An 18,213-nucleotide genomic window follows, 5' to 3' on the forward strand; every position below is an offset into this window, starting at 1 on the left:
CGAACTTAGGCGGGAGCGGGATTTCGGCTACCTGTACGAGGGTGCTTTAGGCCGGATCGCGTGAATCGGACCCATAAGCCGCATCAGCGTCCTCCGTCCTGAACCCACGATCCCGTATGAACTGCGCACCGAACTGACCTTTGAGGAAGGCCAACGAGTGCGCAGGCAGCTCGGCCAGTGCCAGCCATGCCCATGCGGCTTCTTCATCACCGGCGTGGTCGGCAGCACGGGATTCCGCCATCAGGATTGCGTTCTCCGACATGCCGCCAGCTCGCCGCCGCGTGCGGTCTTCTTCGGTCATGTAACTTTTTGGTTTGGTGCTCATCAACGCTCTCCGAACTTCAAGGCTTGAACGGCGGCTGTGGAAGCAGGCGAGCCTGCGCGATGGGACTGTAGCCGCAAGGTGAAGCGCACCCAAGTGTCAGAGCCACCACGTTCAATCACCACGCACCACGCGCCCCATGACGTCCAGGACGCGGGTTTGCAGGGCGCGGAACTCGATCATGAGGCTTTCGACCTCCACCGGACGTCCGCCCTGCCCGCGTTTCTCGGCCAGCCAGAGTTTCAGCAGGCCCGCCACCCGGCCAAGGTCGCCGTTGACGTGCCCGAGGTCGGCCACCGCTTTCAGGTCAACCACTGACCGCACCGGCTGGTTAAGGCCTACCGCTCGCAGGTAGCCCGAGTTGGACAAGCCGGCCTGTGCAGCCAGGTCGGCAATGGTCGCTTCTTCCTCTGGTGTCACCCACACCTCTATGCGCCGCCCACGCGGCCGCCCACCCCGCACCTTGGGAGGCAGGGCGGCCGGCTCTTTGGGGGGGCGCTGGGGCAGCTTTGGCATCGCTTGGCTCGTTCGGCTTAGGGCTTGGTCGCGGCAGCGACGGTCAGCCTCGCAGAGCAAGATTCCGTCGAACCGAAGGCGAGTAAGGGGCGGTGGTGGACAGGTGCGGGCGCAGCCCGTACCGGTACAACACACATCTTGCCGTCACTTACGACGCAAAGTAGTGCAATTGAATGCAAGAGGTTCTTTCTTTTCAGCCAATTGCATTGAATTGCGCTCTCTTGCGCAAAATTGCGCTTGCGGCCGTCGATTAACCGCTGAATTGCCTTGTTTTGCATAAAGTTGCCTAAAAAACACCGCTTCCACGAAAGTTCAGCCAGCCCAAATGCTGCGCGCTGTCCATGTTGTCCACAGCCGCAATGCGTTAAAGAGCTTTTAAAGTTAAAAAAGCAGTTAAAGCGCGCGCGCGTTACACTTTTGGAAAGCCTTGTGCCGCAAGGGTTTGAGGGGTGGTTGCGTTCCTGAAAGCACGAAGTGAGCGTTCCTGAAAGCACGTGTCTGGTGTTCCTAAAAGCACGTGGCTATCCACAGAAAGCGTTCCTGAAAGCACGTGGCTATCCACAGGTCAGAGCTGCCTCTTGGGCTTCCTCGCGACAATCCTCTTGTGAGCCGTCAGCGTGGCATGTGGCCGTCCGGTCTGAATGTCGCAGGCCTCCGCCCTCCGGCCCTTGGGGCCGATGGCATAGATTGTCACCACGTCCCGTTCCACATCGAAGGCCATCAGGTAGTCTGGCAACCCACCACTCTCCGCCAACGCTTTCACGTCAAAGCGGAATCGACGCAGCGACGCCATGCTGCCGCTCTTTTGGTGCAGAACCGTCATCGAGACGCGCCAACGCGATTGCGAACCGCAATGCTTGCGGGCCAACTCGTAGATGCGGCGATCCAACGCCTTGCGCAGACCCCAATAGTCATCCGATAGCGTTAACACTTTCCCAGCATCCACCGAACGGAAGAGCCAGCGTGGCAAATCCACCTCGACGGCTACCATTCGATCATCGACGGGAGACTTCTCGACCACCCGCCAACTGTCGATCAAGCCAAAGCCACGTCGTTCACGCTGCCCATTCGTCTCGATGTTGGTTTCGACCACCGTGCCTTTCAGGCGGCGCAGCATGTCTTCCATGCGTTCGTAAGCCCGACCGCTGGCACCACGTCCCGTTGCGATCAGGAAGTCATAGGCGGTAAAGCGCACGGTCGGCGCGATGACGCGGCCCCGGTTCCTGGCTTCCATCAACTGGCTGATGCAGTAAATCCACAGGTCTTTGTCGTGGATGGTGGCGCAGCCACAAGACCCGGGCATCACAGTCACGGTATTGCCATTGCGCTCGTAGGTACGCACGCGCTTGTCGCCAGCCTTCAACGCGAACAACGGATACTCCATGCTGGCAATATCATCTTTCGGCGAGGCACCAAAGATGTCCGCTATGAAGAAATCGCCTTGCTGGCAGCGGCCTGATGCGAGCCGCATGGCAACCTCGCAGTCGATGCGCTCCGCTCGGCTGGTGTTCGGCGCGATGAGCACGAACTAGCAGCTCAGTGCCCGACTCCAGGGCGTATGGCTTGGACACCCGACAACCTGCGGGCATCAACCCATGCTTCAACCTCCGCCAGATCCCATGCGACGTTTCTGCTGGTGAGCACGATGCGACGGGGAAACTCTCCGCGCTGCTCCATGTTGTAAATCGTGCGCTCTGCCAGCGGGATCATCGCCAACAGTTTCTTGCGGTTGATGAGCGTCCTGTTCGTTGTTGTCAGCATGCCGTGTTTCCTTCAGCCACTTTAAACGTGCCTGATGGTGCCCCGTGATGCCAGTTGCGTCGGCGTATTAGTTGGCTAAAATGGTTGACATGAGGAATCCTTCAATCCCGATCTGGGAAGGCTGCTATCCAGCCATTTCGGAAGCCATAGGGCGATTCCAAGGTCGTTGGCGGGCATCTTCAACGGACAAGCACAGCGTCCGATTGTTGAAGGAACTGATTGATCCCGTTGTGACCGCCTATGCAGCCACCCTTCCCTTGCGCTATTTGGGCCATGTACCGGGTGTCGGGCCAGACGTGAAGCCACTCAGCGAGATCGCACGACTGATCGGGTTCAACGCAATGGCTCGGCTGCAACGGCAGCTACTGCGCGCTTTCACGCTCACGAACAACCGGTGGTCTGCGCGCGAAAAGCAGTTTGTCGCAACGCTCGAAACATTGATTGAGTTGGTCAGCGCCTGTGCCCGCAAGCGACCAACAAAGTCGAAGATTCGTGACACGAATTTGAAGAGTGGGCGCACTCGGGGTTTTGCCGATTTTGCGGGGCAATGGCCGAACTGACTCTATTCGGAAATGGAAGCGAGGCACCAAAGGCAAATGACCCGGAAGACGTACTGAGACTAAGCAACCTGTACTGTCCTGAACACCGGCCAAGATTGCCAACCGGCGAATGGAATCCCGCATATCGAAGAGCCAAACGGTCACTGGCGCAGTTCGATCAGGAACTAGCCAGACTCGACCTGCAATCCACAAAAATGCAAGCAGGCCAAGCGCAGTCAGGCGACGCGCTTATCGACAGCTACGTCTTTCACTATGTCCGCAAGTATGGCTTTCAGCCTGCGGACGAGGCCGAACTGCGCCATCATGCGCGATGGATGGTGGACAACAAAGTGACGGATCGGAAGAAGCAAATGGTGATTCTGCACCGGTACGGCATGAGTCAGTCAGACATAGCGCGAAAGCTGAGCATCAAGCGCCAAGCTGTGTTCAAGGCGCTTGCGTCGATCCCGGAGGACGCCCGCCAACTACCCATGCTCCCCGGTTTCCCATCTCATTTTCTTTCGTCAACCAAATCGTACAATTAGTTTGCATCAAAATTCACGCCGGCAAACGTGACTTGAGCGTCCACTCGTCGATCATGTCCGCCCAGTCTTGCAACATGGCCGTGCGTTGCTCGCGATATTCAGCCTTGTTGTAAACCGCCCTGACACCCCGTTGCTCGTGGGCGAGGCACTTCTCGATCCAATCGGTGTTGTAGCCGGCTTCGTGAAGTAGCGTGCTGGCCGTGCGCCGCAAATCATGCGGCCCGAAGTTTGCAAGAGGCCTCCCCTCTTTTTGCGCCAGCCGATAGGTCAGCGTCAGCACGCGATTGAGCGTGGCACTGCTCATCTGCACGTCGGCATCGTAGCGCCCCGGAAACACATAGTTCGAGCCGCCGGCAAAGATTTTCAGCGCGATGAAGATATCCAGCGCCTGCCGGGAAAGAAACACCAGATGGGGGTTGCGTCGCTTCATCCGCTCTTTCGGGATCGTCCAAAGCGCCTCGCTGAAATTGATTTCGTCCCAGGTCGCATCGGTCAGCTCGCTCTTGCGCACCATTGTCAGAAGCAGCAATTTGACCGCCGCCCGAATAGTTGGCGTCGTGCCAATACGCTCCATGTACTGGTACATCAAGCCGATTTCATCAGGCGTCAACGCACGGTCGCGCGGCTCGAATTTGGCGATGGAAGTCGGGCGCACCAGCTCGGCTGGGTTCTCGACCTTCTGACCACGCTCGATAGCCCAGCGATAGACCTGCAATACGATCTCCCGAACATGCACAGCCGTCGCTGGCGCACCGCGGCCGACGATGGCATCGGTCAATGCCCGCAAGTCCTCGTGGGTGATCTCAGTCAGCTTCCAGTTGCCGAACTTGGTCTTGAGGTCGCGCTCATAGACGGAGCGGCGCATGTCGCGGGTGGAATCGGCCATCTGGTAGCCGCGCAACCACTTCTCGGCCCATGCCCCGAACGTCTCGGCATCCTTGGTACGCGCCTTGTCGCGTGCCTTCTCCTTTGCCGGCGACTTGCCCGCCGCGATCATCTTCTTGGCCTCATTAAGCCGCTCGCGCGCTTCTGCCAAGGTGATGCCGCCAACTCCGTAGCGGCCGAAGGTCATCGTCTCCTGCCGGCCATTGATCGCGTAGTTGTAGCGAAAAGAGATGGCACCAGCCGGCGTGACGGCCACATAGAGGCCGTCACGATCGACGGCCTTGTACAGCTTGTCCTTCGGCTTGAGGTTGCGCAGCTTGGTATCGGTCAACATGACAAGGTTCCAGAGTCCGGACTGGATACCATGATCAAGAACTGCCAAAAAATCCCACTTTAATCGTTAAAAATCAACAATTTATCAGAATTAAATACCATGCAAACAACCGCCGAGCGCACATGGTATCGAGGCAACATCATGGCATCAGGCGGGATACTACCATCGCCCATGCCATCAGGAGAAATTGCTTGCTGGTGCCAGAACCTGCCAGACAGCACCAGGCAGAACAATCAAAATGTCCACCTAAAACATCCACTTAGGCGGCATTTATTGCCCGTAGTTGCCAGTGCGTACCAGACGCAAAATCACTCCCACTCGATCGTCGCCGGCGGCTTGCCGGAGATGTCATAGACCACGCGCGAGACGCCGCGCAGTTCGTTGATGATGCGGTTGGACACGCGGCCGAGGAAGTCGTACGGCAGGTGCGCCCAGTGCGCGGTCATGAAGTCGATGGTTTCCACCGCACGCAGCGCGATCACCCATTCGTAGGCGCGTGCATCGCCGACCACGCCGACCGACTTCACCGGCAGGAACACCGCGAACGCCTGCGAGGTCCTGTCGTACAGGTCGGCCGCACGCAGTTCCTCGATGAAGATCGCATCGGCCCTGGCCAGCAGCTCGGCATATTCGCGCTTCACTTCGCCGAGGATGCGCACGCCCAGGCCCGGGCCCGGGAACGGGTGGCGGTAGACCATGGCGCGCGGCAGGCCGAGCTCGACGCCGAGGCGGCGCACTTCGTCCTTGAACAGCTCGCGCAGCGGCTCGACCAGCTTGAGCTTCATGTCTTCCGGCAGGCCGCCCACGTTGTGGTGGCTCTTGATCACGTGCGCCTTGCCGGTCTTGCTGCCGGCCGACTCGATCACGTCGGGGTAGATCGTGCCCTGCGCCAGCCACTTGGCGTTCTTCAGCTTGGCCGATTCCTCGTCGAAGATCTCGACGAACAGGTTGCCGATGATCTTGCGCTTGGCTTCCGGGTCGCTGACCCCTTCGAGCGCTTTGAAATAGCGGTCGGCGGCATTCACCCGCACCACCTTCACGCCCATGTTCTCGGCCATCATGCGCATGACCTGGTCGCCTTCCTGGAAGCGCAGCAGGCCGGTGTCGACGAACACGCAGGTCAGCTGCGCGCCGATGGCCTTGTGCAGCAGCGCGGCGACCACCGACGAATCGACGCCGCCGGACAGGCCGAGGATCACCTCGTCGCTGCCGACCTGCTCGCGCACGCGGGCGATCTGGTCGTCGATGATGTTGGCCGCGGTCCACAGCGTGGCGCAGCCGCAGATGTCGGTGACGAAACGCTTGAGCAGCGCCGAGCCCTGCCTGGTGTGGGTCACCTCCGGGTGGAACTGCACGCCGTACCAGCGCTTTTCCTCGTTGGCCATCGCCGCCACCGGGATGCGGTCGGTCACCGCGGTGATGACGAAGCCCGGCGGCACGTGGGTGACGTGGTCGCCATGGCTCATCCACACGTCCAGGCGCGGTTCGCCGTTATGGTCGGACAGCCCGCCGAGCAGGCCGTCGTGGCCCAGCAGCTTCACTTCGGCATGGCCGAACTCGCGCTGGTCGGCGGCTTCGGTGCCACCGCCCAGCTGCTTGGCCATGGTCTGCAGGCCGTAGCAGATGCCCAGCAGCGGCAGGCCGCTGTCGAACACTTCCTGCGGCGCGGCCGGCGCGCCGTCCTGCGTGGTCGATTCCGGGCCACCGGACAGGATGATGCCCTTGGCGCCGAACGCGGCGATCTCGGCCGGATCGTGGTCCCAGGCCCAGATTTCGCAATACACGCCGAACTCGCGGATGCGACGCGCGATCAGCTGGGTGTACTGGGCGCCGAAATCGAGGATGAGGATCTTGTCGTTGTGGATGTTGGTCATGGGGCCTGGAACGATGAGTCGGAAAACGGGGGCGATGCGGATGCCGGCGGCGTATAGAGAAAGAGGAACGGGACAGCGTCCTCGTTCCTCTTCGCTCGTTCCGCGTCAGGCGCGGTAGTTCGGCGGTTCCTTGGTGATCTGCACGTCGTGGACGTGGCTCTCGCGCTGGCCGGCGCCGCTGATCTTCACGAACTTCGGCTTGCTGCGCATCTCCTCGATGGTGCCGCAGCCCACGTAGCCCATGGTCGCGCGCAGGCCGCCGACCAACTGGTGGATGATGCCACCGACCGGGCCTCGGTACGGCACTCGGCCCTCGATGCCTTCCGGCACCAGCTTGTCGGCAGTGGCCGCGTCCTGGAAATAACGGTCCTTGGAGCCTTTCTCCATCGCCGCCAGCGAACCCATGCCGCGGTAGCTCTTGTAGGAGCGGCCCTGGAACAGCTCGGTCTCGCCCGGCGATTCCTCGGTGCCGGCCAGCAGGCCGCCGATCATCACCGTCGACGCGCCGGCGGCCAGCGCCTTGCCGATGTCGCCGGAATAGCGGATGCCGCCGTCGGCGATCAGCGGGATGCGGTCCTGCAGCGCCTCGGCGACCAAGTCGATCGCGGTGACCTGCGGCACGCCGACGCCGGCGACCACGCGCGTGGTGCAGATCGAGCCCGGGCCGATGCCAACCTTGACCGCGTCCGCACCGCAGTCCAGCAGCGCCAGCGCCGCCTCGCCGGTGCAGATGTTGCCGCCGACGACCTGTACCTGCGGGAAGTGCTTCTTGACCCAGCGCACGCGGTCCAGCACGCCCTGCGAGTGGCCGTGGGCGGTATCCACCACCAGCACGTCCACCCCGGCGGCGACCAGCGCCTCGACCCGGCGGTCGGTGTCGCCACCGACGCCGACCGCGGCACCGACCAGCAGGCGCGTGGCCGCGTCCTTGGCCGCGTTGGGGTTGTCGGTCTTCTTCTGGATGTCCTTGACCGTGATCAGGCCGCGCAGTTCGAACGCGTCATTGACCACCAGCACCTTCTCGATGCGGTTCTTGTGCAGCAGCGACAGCACCTCGTCCGAGGCCGCGCCCTCCTTCACCGTGACCAGCCGGTCCTTCTTGGTCATGATGTGGCGGACCGGATCGTCCAGTTCGGTCTCGAAGCGCATGTCGCGGTGGGTGACGATGCCGGCCAGCAGGCCGTCGCTGCCCACCACCGGTACGCCGGAGATGTTGTGCGCGCGGGTCAGCGCCAGCACTTCGCGGATGCTGGTCTCCGGGCCGACCGTGATCGGGTCGCGGATCACCCCGGATTCGAATTTCTTGACCTTGGCCACTTCGGCCGCCTGCTGCTCCAGCGGCAGGTTCTTGTGGATGATGCCGATGCCGCCGAGCTGGGCCATGGCGATGGCCAGGCGCGCCTCGGTGACCGTATCCATGGCCGCCGAGACGATCGGCAGCCGCAGCCGAAGGTCGCGGGTCAGGCGCGTGCCGAGGTCGACATCCTTGGGCAGGATCGTGGAGTGGGCGGGGACGAGCGAAACGTCGTCGTAGGTCAGTGCTTCAGCCTGGATGCGCAGCATCGGCATACCCGAGATGTGGGGAAGCGCGTCATTTTACCCTTGTTCGGGCGCCGATGGCAGGGGGCCGGTGCGACGCAGTGTCGCGCCGGCACCGATGGTTCAGGGCCGCGGCCACGGCCGGCCGGCGCCGCCCGTGCGGCGGGCACCGGTATGACCCGGCAGGGCGATGGCCGCCGCCGGTGGCCGTTCAGCCGGCCGCGTCGGCCGCCTCGATGGTGTTCTGCATGAGCGTGGCCACCGTCATCGGGCCGACGCCGCCCGGCACCGGGGTGATCCAGCTGGCGCGACGCGACGCCGCTTCGAACCCGACGTCGCCGACCAGGCGGCCATCGTCCATGCGGTTGATGCCGACGTCGATCACCACCGCCCCCGGCTTGACCCACTCGCCCGGCACCAGTTGCGGGATGCCCACCGCCACCACCAGGATGTCGGCGTTGCGCACCGCCCGCTCCAGCTCCTCGCGCGGGGTGAACTTGTGGCAGCTGGTGACGGTGCAGCCGGCAATCAGCAGTTCCAGCCCCATCGGCCGGCCGACGTGGTTGCTGACCCCGACGATTGTGGCGTTGCGTCCGCGCACCGGCTGGTCGGTATGCGCCAGCAGGGTGATGATGCCGCGCGGCGTGCACGGGCGCAGGCCGAACTCGCGCAGCGCCAGGTGCCCCACGTTCTGCGGATGGAAGCCGTCCACGTCCTTGCGCGGGTCGATGCGCTGGATCAGCCGGTTGGCGTCGGCGATGCCCGGCAGCGGCAGCTGGATCAGGATGCCGTGGATCTTGGGGTCGGCGTTGAGCCGGTCGATCAGCTCCAGCAGCTGCGCCTCGGTCGTGCCCTCGGGCAGGTCATGGTCGAAGGCCTCGATGCCGACCTTCTGCGCGGCACGGCGCTTGTTGCGCACGTACACCGCCGAAGCCGGGTCGCCGCCGACCAGCACCACCGCCAACCCCGGCCGCGAGCGCCCGGCCGCGATCCGCGCGTCCACGCGCAGCTTCAGGTCGTCGAGCAGTTCTTCGGCGATGCGGCGGCCATCGAGGATGCGGGCAGTGGCCGCGGAGGCGTCGGCAGGCAGGGTCATGGGCGTGGAGGCGGGAACGGGCCGGCTATTGTCCCCGATTCGGCGCGGCGCGACATCCCGCCGCGCGCCCGGCAGCCGCGATCAGCCGCGATGGGCGCAGAATGCGGCGTAGTCGATATAGCCGGGAAACGCGCGGCCCGGCGCGCAGACCGGGCAATCGGGATCCGGATGCACGCGGGTCTCACGGAAGCGCATGCCCAGGGCGTCGAAGCGCAGCAGCCGCCCGACCAGGGGCTGGCCGATCTCCAGCAGCAGCTTGAGCACTTCGGTGGCCTGGATCACCCCGGCCAGCCCGGGCAGCACGCCGAGCACCCCGGCCTGGGCGCAGTTGGGCGCGAATGCGGGCGGCGGCGGCTCCGGAAACAGGCAGCGGTAGCACGGCGCCTGGCCACGCCGGCGGCCGGCATCGAATACCCCGACCTGCCCGTCGAACCGCTCGATGGCGGCGTACACCAGTGGCCGCGCGTGCCTGATGCAGGCGTCGTTGAGCAGGTAGCGCAGCGGGAAGTTGTCCGAACCGTCCAGCACCACGTCCACGCCCTCCATCAACGCGTCGACATTGGCCGACGTCACCCGTTGCGCGATCGCCTCCACCTCGATGTGTGGATTCAGCGCCAGCAGGCGCGCGCGCGCCGACTCCACCTTGGCGCTGCCGATGGCGGCATCGGTGTGGATGATCTGGCGCTGCAGGTTGCTGCGCTCGACCACGTCGTCGTCGACGATGCGCAGCCGCCCCACCCCGGCCGCGGCCAGGTAGAACGCGGCCGGCGCGCCCAGCCCACCGGCACCGACCACCAGCACGCGGGCGCGCTGCAGGCGCCGCTGCCCGGCCTCGCCCACCTGCGGCAGCAGCAGGTGCCGCGAATAGCGGTCGTAGAAGTCGCGTTCGCGCGCGTCGAGCAGCGGCTGCACCAGCGGCAGGCCCGCCGCCCGCCACGCGAGCGTTCCGCCGGCAACCGAGGCCAGCTGCGCGTAGCCGGCCGTCTGCAAGGCCACCGCCGCATCCAGCGAACGCCTGCCGCTCTGGCAGATCAGGATGATGTCCTGTTGCGGCGACGGCAGGGCGCTGGCGGGCGCCGCCAGCAGTTCGCCAGCGGCAACCCCGTGCGCGCCTTCGGCCATGCCGGCGGCGCGCTCGTGCGCTTCGCGCACGTCGATCATCACCGCGCCGGCCAGTTGGCGGGCACGGGCCTGTTGCGGGGTCAGCTCGCGGATGCTCATGGCGCGATTATCGGCCATGGCTCCGGCGCGCGCCGGGATTCATCCCGCCATCGGCAGGGCACAAACGAAAAGGGCGGCCCTGCGGCCGCCCCTGCGTGATCACTTCCTGCCTTTGACGTGCTTCATCAGCCGCCGCTTGGCCTTGACCTGGCGCTCGGTCAGCACGTTCTTCTTGCCCTCGTAGGGGTTGGCGCCCTCGCGGAACAGGAACGTCACCGGCGTGCCCACCAGCTTGAAGCGCTTGCGGAAGAAGTTCTCCAGGTAGCGCTTGTACGAGTCCGGCAGCTCCTTCAGGCGCGTGCCGTGCACGATGAAGGTCGGCGGGTTGGTGCCGCCCGGGTGCACGTAGCGCAGCTTGGAGACATGGCCGCGGATGCTCGGCGGCGGGTTGCTCTCGTAGGCGATTTCCAGCGCCTTGTTCACTTCGCTGGTGCTGAATTCGTGGGTGGCCGAGGCATGTGCGCGGTGCACCGCGCGGAACAGCTCGCGCAGGCCCGAACCGTGCTTGGCGGAGATCCGCACCACCTCGGCCCAGGGCACGAAGCCGAGCTTGAGCGAGAGCAGGGTTTCGGCCTGTTCGCGCTGGTAGTCGGTCAGCCCGTCCCACTTGTTGATCGCGATCACCAGCGCGCGCCCGGCATCGAGCACCGCGCCCAGCACGCTGGCGTCCTGGTCGGTGACGCCTTCGCTGGCATCGAGCATCAGCACCGCGACCTGGCACTCCTCGATCGAGCGCAGGGTCTTGACCACCGAGAACTTCTCGACCACTTCGTCCACGCGCGATTTGCGGCGCAGGCCGGCGGTATCGATCAGCCGGTACAGGCGGCCGTCACGCTCGAGGTCCACGGAAATCGAATCGCGGGTGGTGCCGGGCACGTCGGAGGCAATCATGCGCTCCTCGCCCAGCAGGCGGTTCACCAACGTCGATTTGCCGACATTGGGACGGCCGACGAAGGCGATGCGCACCCGTGCCGGGTCGTCGTCCAGGGTCTCGGTCGTGCCCTCTTCCGGCAGGCGCTCGACGATCTCCTCGAGCAGGTCGTCCAGGCCCTGGCGGTGCGCGGCCGAGACCGTGAGCATCTCGCCGAAGCCATAGCGCGCGAATTCCGAGCGCACGTCCTGCTCGTCGGTGCCGTCGATCTTGTTGATCAACAGCAGCGTCGGGCGCGACAGCTTGCGCAGCCACGCCAGGATCTCGTCATCCAGCGCCGAGGTGCCATCGCGGGCATCGACCACGAACAGGATCAGGTCCGCCTCGGCGGCGGCGGCGCGCGCCTGCCGCGCGGTGGCGCCGGCCAGGCCCTCCTCTTCCTCGGCGATGCCGCCGGTGTCGACGATCAGGAACGGGTTGTCCTCGTCGAGCCGGCACACGCCGTAGTTGCGGTCGCGGGTGACGCCGGGCTGGTCGTGGACCAGAGCGTCACGCGTACGCGTCAGGGCATTGAAGATGGTCGACTTGCCGACATTCGGCCGTCCAACCAGGGCGACCAAAGGCAGCATCGCTTGGACTCCTTAATTCGCCAACCGCCAGGCGGTCAGCTTGCCGTCCACGTTCTGCACCAGCAGCACGCCTTCGGCGACGATGGGTTGCGCAACCACGGGGTCGCCCCCGCTCTTTTCACGGGCCGCCAGGGCACCATCGCCCATCTGCAGCCAGTGCAGGTATCCCTTGTAATCGGCGACCACGACGTAATCGCCCTGGATCGCCGGGCCGGTCACCGAGCGCCGCGCCAGCGCCTGCTGCGACCACATCGCCGCACCCGAGGTCTTGTCCAGGCCATAGACCGTACCCTTGCCGTCGGTGACCACCACGTGGCCGGAGGAGACGGCCAGGCCGCCACCGCCGCCATGGTCGCGCGACCACAGCGGACGCCCGCTCGGGCCTTCGATCGCCAGGGTCTGGTTCTTGAAGCTGGTCACGTACAGGTTGTTGCCTTCCAGCACCGGGGCGCCGTCGACGTCGGCCATGCGCTCCAGTTCGGTACGCCCTTCCGGGGTGCCGATGGTCTGCTCCCACAGCGGGCGGCCGTCCTGCATGGCCAGCGCCGCCAGGGTGCCATCGTCGTTGCCGATGAACAGCACGCCCGGGCCCGCCACTACCGGCGCGTTGCCGCGCACGGTCAGCGAGGGCAGCTCCTGCGCATTGAACCAGCGCCGTTCGCCGCTGCCGGCATCCAGCGCGGTGGTACGGCCGTCGTTGCTGCGCACGAAGACCAGCCCCTGCGCGACCGCCGGGGCGGCGATGATCTCGCCGGGGACGCGCGCGCGCCACTTTTCGCTGCCGTTGGCCGCGTCCAGCGCGATCACCTGGCCGTCCAGCGTGCCGATGACCACCAGCCCCTCGCCCACGCCCGGGCCACCGGACAGGCGCAGGTTGGCCTTCTTCTTTTCCTTGGCGGGCGTGTATTCCCACACCTGCTTGCCGGTCTGCAGGTCGAGCGCGTGCACGCCGCCTTCGACCGCCGCGGCGTAGACGCGGCCATCGGCCACGGCCGGTGCCTGGCGCACGCCGATGCGGCCTTCACCCTTGCCGACGTTGGCCGACCAGATGCGGTTGACCTTGAGCGTGGGCTCGAACTTGACCAGTTCGGCCGGCTCCAGGGCCTTCTTGGCCTCGGCATCCTTGCCCGCGAACCAGCCCTTGACCGTCGAGCAACCGCTCAGCGCCACCGCGACCAGCGCGATGCCCGCCACATGCTTGAGTTTCATCAGTTCTTCTCCGCCGCAGGGTCGGCGACGGTACCGCCGGCGTCCATCAGCTTGATTTCGAGCAGGCGACGCTGCGGCGCGGCGACGTCGAGCTTGGCCAGCGACTGCGCGTACAGCTCGCGCGCCTGCTCGCGCTTGTCCTGCGCCACCAGCGCGTCACCGCGGATCTCCAGGCTGGCGCTGTCATCGGCCTTGCCAAGCAGGGCCTGTGCTTCGGCCGCCTTGCCGGTTTCGATCAGCAGGCGGGCAATGCGCTGGTCGATCAGCAGCTTGAACTCGCCTTCGACCTTCAACCCGCGCAGGGTCTTGATAGCATCGTCGTTCTTGCCCGCCTCGACCTGCGCCTTGGCCAGCTCCAGCGCCGCGAGGTCGGCATAGATGCCGGCCTTGCTGCCTTCCAGCGCCGCCACTTCCTTGGCGGCCTCGTCCAGGTTCTTGGACTGCAGGCTGCGGCTGACCGCGTCATAGCGGCTGTTGGCCTGCGCCAGCTTGCCCACCTGGTCGTTCTGCCACCACTTCCAGCCCATGATCAAGGCCAGCGCAAGCACCACCCCGCCAATGATCCCAGCGCCGTTCTGGCGCAGCCAGGTGCGGACACGTTCGCCTTGTTCATGCTCGTCGAGCAGGTCGTCAATCGCCATGCGTAACTCTCGCTCCACTCCTGCCGGGGGAGCCTTGATGTTTTGATCTGCGCTCGTTTCAGTGCGAAACCGGCGCCACGGAGCCGTCAGAGGATACCGTAAAGCGGGCCACATTATTACCGCTTGTAAACGGCGCCAGGTCGACATTGCCACCGCTCTGGCGGAAGTCCACTTCCGAGGCGTTGCCTACTTTCATGCGGCCGACCTGACCGGGACTGTAACTGCGCTTCTCGCCGGCGCGGATCAGCGCCTTCTCGACGATGGAACCATCCGGCGCGGAGACCTCGACCCAGCTGTCGCCGCGGAACTCCAGGCTCATGCCCGCCGACGCCAGCGCCTGCGGCTCCGCCGCCTGCCGCGCGAGGGGCGCCATCGATGCGATGTAGGGCGCCCGCTCCTGCTGCGGGCGTGCCGCCGCTTCGTCGCTGCCGGCGCTACCGGCAGCGGCCACCGACGCCGGGTCCGGTACCACGTCCAGCGACGCGGTACTGGGTGGCGCGTCGCCGAACTTGCTCTGGAAGGCGTACCAGACCGGCACCGCCAGCACTGCGGTGATCACCACGTACACCGCCCGGCGACCGAGACTCTCGGCGACCCGGCGCACGCGCGGGGTATGCGTATGGCTGACCAGCTTGGGCGGCTCGACCGGCGCGATCCGCGCCTGCTGCAGCAGCCCGTCCAGGTTGACGCTGAGCAGCCGCGCATAACTGCGCAGCTGGCCACGCACGAACACCGGCGCGCCCAGGCGCTCCCAATGCTCCTGCTCCAGCGCGGCAACCACCTGCACCGGCATGTGCAGCCGCCCCGCCACTTCCTCCAGCGACAGGCCAGCCGCCTGGCGCGCCTGGCGAAGCTGCTCCCCGCAGCCCACCGCCCCTCAAAAGCGTTCATACCCGGATCATTGCTCACAATGCATCAGCCCTGGGAATTCGGGGTTGCGCCGGCAGGAAATTCCTCACGCAACCGCTGCTGGTATCGGCTGACGGCACTGCTGTCGCCCAGCCGTTCTTCAATCTGAATGGCAAGTTGTAACACGGAAACCGTGGCCGGCGCAGCCGCCAGGCGTCGCTGGTAGAACGCGCGCGCCTCGAAATAGCGCCCCAGCCGGAACTCGTTGCGCGCCATCGCCTCCAGCGCATATGCGTTGTCCGGGTCAAGTTCCAGCGCCTGGCGCAGGTCCTGCCCGGCGCGTTCGCCCTGCCCCGCTTCCAGCGCGCAGCCGCCCGCGTTTGCCAGCGCGTCGGCACGTTCCTGGTAGCCGGGATCGGCCACGGCGCGGTCGAACCAGACCAGCGCCTCGGCCGGATGGCCGTTGGCGCACAGCCAGGCACCATAGTTGTTGAGCACGTCGCCCTGGCGCGGCGCAAGCTCGGCGGCGCGCCGGTACAGCCGGCCGGCCTCCTCCATGTTGCCCCGCCGCCCTTCGATCACCGCCTGCAGGGTGTAGGCCGCCGGATCGTCCGGCGCCAGCCTCTGCGCCGAGCGGGCGTGTTTGAAGGCGCCATCGAGGTCGCCCCGGCCCAGCCGGTCGCCGACCAGCCGCAACAGTTCCTGGTAGCGCAGGCGCGCGCGCACCTGGCGGTCGTCATGCACCTCTACGGACTGCGCCATCTCCGGGCCCCAGCGGACCCTGGTCGCCTTGGTGCCATGCCCGCAGCCGGCAAGCAGCAGCAGGACCAGCACCGACGCGAGCAGGCGCTCAACCAAGCGCGTCCCGCTGCGCCGGGGGCGCGTCCTGGGCCTGCAGCAGCCGGTTGAACTCGGCCTGGCGACGGGTGCGATCCATCACCTGGCCCTTGAGCTGGCCGCAGGCGGCATCGATGTCGTCGCCGCGGGTGCGCCGCACCATCGTCAGTACCTGCGCGTCGAGCAGGATCTTCTGGAAGGCGCGGATCTGCTCCTCGTCCGAACGCTCGTAGCGGGTGCCCGGGAACGGGTTGAACGGAATCAGGTTGACCTTGCCCGAGTCCTTGGCCTGCACCGCGTTGTCGAACTGGCGCATCAGCCGCGCCAGCTGGCGGGCGTGCTCGGGCTGGTCGTTGATGCCCTTCATCAGGGTGTATTCGAAGGTCACCGAATCGCGCTTCTTGTTGCCGCGCAGGTAGCGCGCGCAGGACGCCATCAATTCGGCGATGGGGTACTTTTTGTTGAGCGGCACCAGGGTTTCGCGCAGCGCGTCGTTGGGCGCATGCAGCGACACCGCCAGCGACACGTCGCTTTCGACCGACAGGCGGTCGATCTGCGGCACCAGCCCGGACGTGGACAGGGTCACGCGTTTGTTGGCCAGGCCGTAGCCCAGGTCGTCGCGCATGATGCTCATGGCACGCACGACATTGTCAAAATTCATCAGCGGCTCGCCCATGCCCATCATCACCACGTTGGTGAGGCGGCGCATCTGGTGCGGCACGTTGCCCAGGTGGCGCGCGGCGACCCACACCTGGCCGATGATCTCGGCGGTGGTCAGGTTGCGGTTGAAGCCCTGGGTGGCAGTCGAACAGAAGGTGCAGTTCAGGCCGCAGCCGACCTGCGAGGACACGCACAGCGTGCCGCGGGTCTTGTCCGGGATGTACACGGTTTCGATGGCATTCCTGCCATCCACGCCCATCGCCAGCAGCCACTTGTGGGTGCCGTCGGCCGACGGTTTGTCGAACACGACATTGGGGACGACGACCTCGGCATGCTGCTGCAGCTTGGCGCGCAGCGACTTGCCGAGGTCGGTCATCTGGTCGAAATCGGTGACGTAGCGGTGGTGGATCCACTTCATCACCTGGTGGGCGCGGAACTTCTGTTCGCCGAGCGTCTCGACGAAGAACGTCTCCAGGCCCGCGCGATCGAGGTCGAGCAGGTTCTGCTTGCCAGCCGCCGGCGTGGTTTTCGGCAGCGGCTGGATGGCGGGGGACTGTACGACCTCGTTCACGGCTTCAACCTTCTACGTACTGCTCAGCGCGAGACCACTTCGGTGGCGGCGAAGAAGTAGGCGATCTCGATCGCGGCGTTCTCGACCGAGTCCGAGCCGTGGGCGGCGTTGGCGTCGATGGATTCGGCGAAGTCGGCGCGGATGGTGCCCGGCGCGGCTTCCTTCGGATTGGTGGCGCCCAGCAGTTCGCGGTGGGCCAGCACGGCATTCTCGCCTTCCAGCGCCTGGATCATCACCGGGCCGGAGATCATGAATTCAACCAGCGCGTTGAAAAACGGACGCTCGCGGTGCACGGCGTAGAAGCCTTCGGCCTCGCGGCGCGACAGCTGCTTGTACTTGGCGGCCACGATCTTCAGGCCGGCCTTTTCGAAGCGGGCGTAGATCTCGCCGATCACGTTCTTGGCGACGGCATCGGGCTTGATGATGGAAAGGGTGCGCTCCAGCGCCATGGGAATTCTCCGGATTTGGGGCCGGTCGGCCCGAGGGTACATGAAAAAAACCCGCGTGCGGACGCGGGCTTAGCCTGAATTGCGGTTGCCAATTCTAACGGGTGCCCGGGGGCTTTGCACAGCGCCAGATAAATGATGCTGCAAAGCAGCATGACCCTGCGCCCCGCCGGGCGTAGCATCCAAACAATCGTTTGATTGACTGCATCGCCATGGGCAAACCCGCCAGCTTCTCCACCAAGGACCGCATCCTCTGCGCCGCCGAGGAACTGTTCGCGCAGTACGGCTTCGCCGGCACCTCGCTGCGGCAGGTGACCAGCCACGCCGACGTCAACATCGCCGCGGTCAACTACCACTTCGGTTCCAAGGAAAACCTGGTCAACGAGGTGTTCCGCCGGCGCATGGACGAAATGACCGCCGCCCGCCTGGCCCAGCTGGAGCAGGCCCGCGCCATCCGCCCCGGCGACCTGCGCGCGGTGCTGGCCGCCTTCGTCGAGCCGGCGCTGGCGATGGCGCAGGACCGGCAGAGCGGGGGCGCGTTCGTGCGGGTGATCGCCCGCGCCTACGCCGAGAAGAACGACAACCTGCGCAAGTTCCTGTCCGACCACTACGGCCACGTGCTGCGTGAGTTCGGCAAGGCCATCGGCGCCTGCGTGCCCGGCCTGAGCAAGGAAGAGCTGTACTGGCGGCTGGACTTCCTCGCCGGCGCGCTGACCTATGCGATGGCCGATTTCGGCCTGATCAAGCGCCCGCACGGCATCAGCGAGGCCGCGCACCGCAGCAAGGCTGCCAACGAACTGATCCATTTCGCCGAGGCCGGGTTCCGCGCCAGCGCACACGGCGCCGCCGCGCCCGCCTCCCCCTGATT

17 protein-coding genes are annotated in these 18,213 nt (G+C 65.6%); 1 reads left to right on the top strand and 16 read right to left on the bottom strand.

The window, feature by feature from the left end; all coding sequences use genetic code 11:
* Positions 1-46: 46 nt before the first annotated feature.
* From B1L07_09125 to B1L07_09200, 16 genes are all read right to left on the bottom strand, one after another.
* Positions 47-325 (bottom strand): hypothetical protein, encoded by a 279-nt coding sequence (locus B1L07_09125; GenBank protein ID AUZ55218.1) that lies wholly within the window; start codon positions 323-325, stop codon positions 47-49.
* Between the two features lie 111 nt (positions 326-436).
* Positions 437-838: a hypothetical protein gene (locus B1L07_09130; protein AUZ55219.1), complete on the bottom strand. Its 402-nt coding sequence runs from the start codon at positions 836-838 to the stop codon at positions 437-439.
* A 565-nt stretch (positions 839-1,403) separates the two neighbouring features.
* Positions 1,404-2,309, bottom strand: a complete 906-nt coding sequence (locus B1L07_09135; GenBank protein AUZ55220.1) for a plasmid replication initiator-like protein — start codon at positions 2,307-2,309, stop codon at positions 1,404-1,406.
* A 65-nt stretch (positions 2,310-2,374) separates the two neighbouring features.
* Positions 2,375-2,599: a transcriptional regulator gene (locus B1L07_09140; GenBank protein AUZ55221.1), complete on the bottom strand. Its 225-nt coding sequence runs from the start codon at positions 2,597-2,599 to the stop codon at positions 2,375-2,377.
* 1,097 nt (positions 2,600-3,696) lie between these two features.
* Positions 3,697-4,902, bottom strand: a complete 1,206-nt coding sequence (locus B1L07_09145; protein ID AUZ55222.1) for an integrase — start codon at positions 4,900-4,902, stop codon at positions 3,697-3,699.
* 308 nt (positions 4,903-5,210) lie between these two features.
* Positions 5,211-6,776: a glutamine-hydrolyzing GMP synthase gene (locus B1L07_09150; GenBank protein AUZ55223.1), complete on the bottom strand. Its 1,566-nt coding sequence runs from the start codon at positions 6,774-6,776 to the stop codon at positions 5,211-5,213.
* A gap of 105 nt (positions 6,777-6,881) precedes the next feature.
* A complete protein-coding gene (locus B1L07_09155) occupies positions 6,882-8,339 on the bottom strand; it encodes an IMP dehydrogenase (GenBank protein ID AUZ56535.1) in 1,458 nt (485 codons plus the stop codon).
* A 187-nt stretch (positions 8,340-8,526) separates the two neighbouring features.
* The gene (locus tag B1L07_09160) at positions 8,527-9,411 is read right to left on the bottom strand and encodes a bifunctional methylenetetrahydrofolate dehydrogenase/methenyltetrahydrofolate cyclohydrolase (protein AUZ55224.1); all 885 of its coding nucleotides are present in this window, start codon (positions 9,409-9,411) and stop codon (positions 8,527-8,529) included.
* A gap of 81 nt (positions 9,412-9,492) precedes the next feature.
* The gene (locus tag B1L07_09165; GenBank protein ID AUZ55225.1) at positions 9,493-10,632 is read right to left on the bottom strand and encodes a molybdopterin biosynthesis protein MoeB; all 1,140 of its coding nucleotides are present in this window, start codon (positions 10,630-10,632) and stop codon (positions 9,493-9,495) included.
* A gap of 99 nt (positions 10,633-10,731) precedes the next feature.
* Entirely contained in the window at positions 10,732-12,132 is a 1,401-nt protein-coding gene (locus tag B1L07_09170; protein AUZ55226.1) for a ribosome biogenesis GTPase Der, read from the bottom strand.
* A gap of 12 nt (positions 12,133-12,144) precedes the next feature.
* Positions 12,145-13,341 carry an outer membrane protein assembly factor BamB gene (locus B1L07_09175; GenBank protein ID AUZ55227.1) on the bottom strand — a complete coding sequence of 399 codons (1,197 nt, stop codon included), beginning with the start codon at positions 13,339-13,341 and terminating at the stop codon, positions 12,145-12,147.
* Entirely contained in the window at positions 13,341-13,982 is a 642-nt protein-coding gene (locus B1L07_09180; protein ID AUZ55228.1) for a hypothetical protein, read from the bottom strand. Before B1L07_09180 ends, B1L07_09175 begins: the two co-directional genes overlap by 1 nt.
* 58 nt (positions 13,983-14,040) lie before the next feature.
* The gene (locus B1L07_09185; protein ID AUZ55229.1) at positions 14,041-14,853 is read right to left on the bottom strand and encodes a hypothetical protein; all 813 of its coding nucleotides are present in this window, start codon (positions 14,851-14,853) and stop codon (positions 14,041-14,043) included.
* Between the two features lie 44 nt (positions 14,854-14,897).
* Entirely contained in the window at positions 14,898-15,689 is a 792-nt protein-coding gene (locus B1L07_09190) for a type IV pilus biogenesis/stability protein PilW (protein AUZ55230.1), read from the bottom strand.
* Entirely contained in the window at positions 15,682-16,899 is a 1,218-nt protein-coding gene (locus tag B1L07_09195) for a 23S rRNA (adenine(2503)-C(2))-methyltransferase (GenBank protein ID AUZ55231.1), read from the bottom strand. Before B1L07_09195 ends, B1L07_09190 begins: the two co-directional genes overlap by 8 nt.
* Positions 16,900-16,922: 23 nt before the next feature.
* Positions 16,923-17,348, bottom strand: coding sequence for a nucleoside-diphosphate kinase (locus B1L07_09200; GenBank protein ID AUZ55232.1), 426 nt, complete (start codon positions 17,346-17,348; stop codon positions 16,923-16,925).
* Positions 17,349-17,557: 209 nt separating this feature from the next.
* On the opposite strand from B1L07_09200, the gene B1L07_09205 reads away from it, so the two are divergent.
* Complete coding sequence (locus B1L07_09205) at positions 17,558-18,211, top strand: TetR family transcriptional regulator (protein ID AUZ55233.1); 654 nt, start codon at positions 17,558-17,560, stop codon at positions 18,209-18,211.
* Positions 18,212-18,213: the final 2 nt, after the last annotated feature.

This window comes from Stenotrophomonas acidaminiphila (assembly GCA_002951995.1).
Lineage (GTDB): Bacteria > Pseudomonadota > Gammaproteobacteria > Xanthomonadales > Xanthomonadaceae > Stenotrophomonas > Stenotrophomonas acidaminiphila_A.

What these genes read in the sequence shown, in the direction of transcription:
- B1L07_09180 (AUZ55228.1), bottom strand. Translation starts at nt 13,982, where the DNA reads ATGGCGATTGACGACCTGCTCGACGAGCATGAACAAGGCGAACGTGTC.
- B1L07_09150 (AUZ55223.1), bottom strand. Translation starts at nt 6,776, where the DNA reads ATGACCAACATCCACAACGACAAGATCCTCATCCTCGATTTCGGCGCC.
- B1L07_09170 (AUZ55226.1), bottom strand. Translation starts at nt 12,132, where the DNA reads ATGCTGCCTTTGGTCGCCCTGGTTGGACGGCCGAATGTCGGCAAGTCG.
- B1L07_09205 (AUZ55233.1), top strand. Translation starts at nt 17,558, where the DNA reads ATGGGCAAACCCGCCAGCTTCTCCACCAAGGACCGCATCCTCTGCGCC.
- B1L07_09145 (AUZ55222.1), bottom strand. Translation starts at nt 4,902, where the DNA reads ATGTTGACCGATACCAAGCTGCGCAACCTCAAGCCGAAGGACAAGCTG.
- B1L07_09135 (AUZ55220.1), bottom strand. Translation starts at nt 2,309, where the DNA reads ATGCGGCTCGCATCAGGCCGCTGCCAGCAAGGCGATTTCTTCATAGCG.
- B1L07_09130 (AUZ55219.1), bottom strand. Translation starts at nt 838, where the DNA reads ATGCCAAAGCTGCCCCAGCGCCCCCCCAAAGAGCCGGCCGCCCTGCCT.
- B1L07_09140 (AUZ55221.1), bottom strand. Translation starts at nt 2,599, where the DNA reads ATGCTGACAACAACGAACAGGACGCTCATCAACCGCAAGAAACTGTTG.
- B1L07_09175 (AUZ55227.1), bottom strand. Translation starts at nt 13,341, where the DNA reads ATGAAACTCAAGCATGTGGCGGGCATCGCGCTGGTCGCGGTGGCGCTG.
- B1L07_09160 (AUZ55224.1), bottom strand. Translation starts at nt 9,411, where the DNA reads ATGACCCTGCCTGCCGACGCCTCCGCGGCCACTGCCCGCATCCTCGAT.
- B1L07_09155 (AUZ56535.1), bottom strand. Translation starts at nt 8,339, where the DNA reads ATGCTGCGCATCCAGGCTGAAGCACTGACCTACGACGACGTTTCGCTC.
- B1L07_09200 (AUZ55232.1), bottom strand. Translation starts at nt 17,348, where the DNA reads ATGGCGCTGGAGCGCACCCTTTCCATCATCAAGCCCGATGCCGTCGCC.
- B1L07_09125 (AUZ55218.1), bottom strand. Translation starts at nt 325, where the DNA reads ATGAGCACCAAACCAAAAAGTTACATGACCGAAGAAGACCGCACGCGG.
- B1L07_09165 (AUZ55225.1), bottom strand. Translation starts at nt 10,632, where the DNA reads ATGAGCATCCGCGAGCTGACCCCGCAACAGGCCCGTGCCCGCCAACTG.